Source organism: Haliscomenobacter sp. (assembly GCF_040403615.1).
Taxonomy (GTDB): Bacteria; Bacteroidota; Bacteroidia; order Chitinophagales; family Saprospiraceae; genus Haliscomenobacter.
This window is the reverse complement of sequence record NZ_JBBAKG010000083.1, coordinates 1-1300: the sequence shown is the minus strand read 5'-3', so window position 1 is coordinate 1300 and position 1300 is coordinate 1. Positions and strand designations below refer to the sequence as shown.

The following is a 1300-nucleotide window of genomic DNA, read 5'->3' as shown; positions in this document are numbered from 1 at the left end:
AGCGTTGATGCAGCGTGTAGCGGCAATCCCGGTAAAATGGAATACCAGGGCGTATGGACGGATTCGAAAGAGCAAATATTTCACAAGGAGTTTCCCTTGGGCACCAACAACATTGGCGAATTTCTGGCTTTAGTACACGCCCTGGCCTTGTGCCAGAAAAAAGGCTGGAACTACCCCATTTACTCCGATTCGGTCAACGCCATGAAGTGGATCAAGCAAAAAAAATGCAAGACCACTTTGGTAGAAAATACAAAAACCGAAGAGCTGTACGAGGTTATCGATCGGGCAGAGCAATGGCTGCAAGACCATACTTTTTCCAATAAATTGATCAAGTGGGAAACAGAGGATTGGGGTGAAATTCCGGCGGATTTTGGCAGAAAATGATGCACGAGACCGTAACAAAGTTACCAGTATGTCTTATGCAAACCTCATTTTGTAATCTACCTTCACCTTGCCTTTGCGGATATTTTCCAGTCTTCCCCGGATCATGGCTTTTTTGACGGGTTTGAGGTATTCAATAAACAATACCCCTTCAATGTGGTCATATTCGTGTTGAATCACGCGGGCATTGATGCCGTCGAACGTGCGGGTATGCTCTTCAAAGTTATGATCCAGGTAGCGGAGGGTTAAAGTATCCAAACGGTCCACATCGCCGCGAATATCGGGGATGCTGAGGCAGCCCTCTTCGTAAGCCCATATTTTACCTTTTTCCTCAATTTTTTCAGCGTTGATGAAAACGGTTTTGAATCCTTTTACATCCTTCCCTTTCTCTTCCAGTTGGATGGTATCGATAACAAATAAGCGAATTGGTCGACCAACTTGTGGCGCAGCCAAGCCAACGCCTTCGGCGTGGTACATGGTTTCCCACATATCCGCAATCAGTTTTTCAAGCTCGGGATAGTCAGGCGTAATTTCTTCAGCTTTCTTGCGCAAAACAGGATGCCCGTAGGCATAAATAGGTAACAACATGGTCTTACGAATATTTGTATTTTTCAAGGTATTCCTGCAAAATGATGATGGCACTTACTTTATCCACCAAGCCCTTTTCTCGCCGTTTTTTTCGGCTGGGTACACTTTGGAGGATAGAACGAGCAGCATCTTTTGACGTAAATCGTTCGTCACGCAGAATAACTCTTTTATCAGGAAAAAGTTTTTCTATTTGCTTGACAAATCCCATGACCAGGTGATGGATTTGAGCAGGAGTGTCGTCCAGGTTTTTTGGTTCACCGATTACAAATGCCTCAACTTCTTCCTCCGTACAGTACTGCTTCAGGAATTCAAAGAGGGTAGGGGTTGAAAC

General features: G+C 44.8%; 3 protein-coding genes. 1 reads left to right on the top strand and 2 read right to left on the bottom strand.

The window, feature by feature from the left end; translation table 11 throughout:
- On the top strand, nt 1–384 hold a 384-nt coding region (locus ABW391_RS21465; RefSeq protein WP_353483971.1), incomplete at its 5' end, for an RNase H family protein.
- A gap of 33 nt (nt 385–417) precedes the next feature.
- On the opposite strand, the gene def is transcribed toward ABW391_RS21465, so the two are convergent.
- On the bottom strand, nt 418–969 hold the full coding sequence (gene def / locus ABW391_RS21460; protein ID WP_353483970.1) for a peptide deformylase: 552 nt from the start codon (nt 967–969) through the stop codon (nt 418–420).
- 4 nt (nt 970–973) lie between these two features.
- The coding region (gene ruvX, locus ABW391_RS21455; RefSeq protein ID WP_353483969.1) for a Holliday junction resolvase RuvX at nt 974–1300 on the bottom strand (327 nt) is incomplete at its 5' end.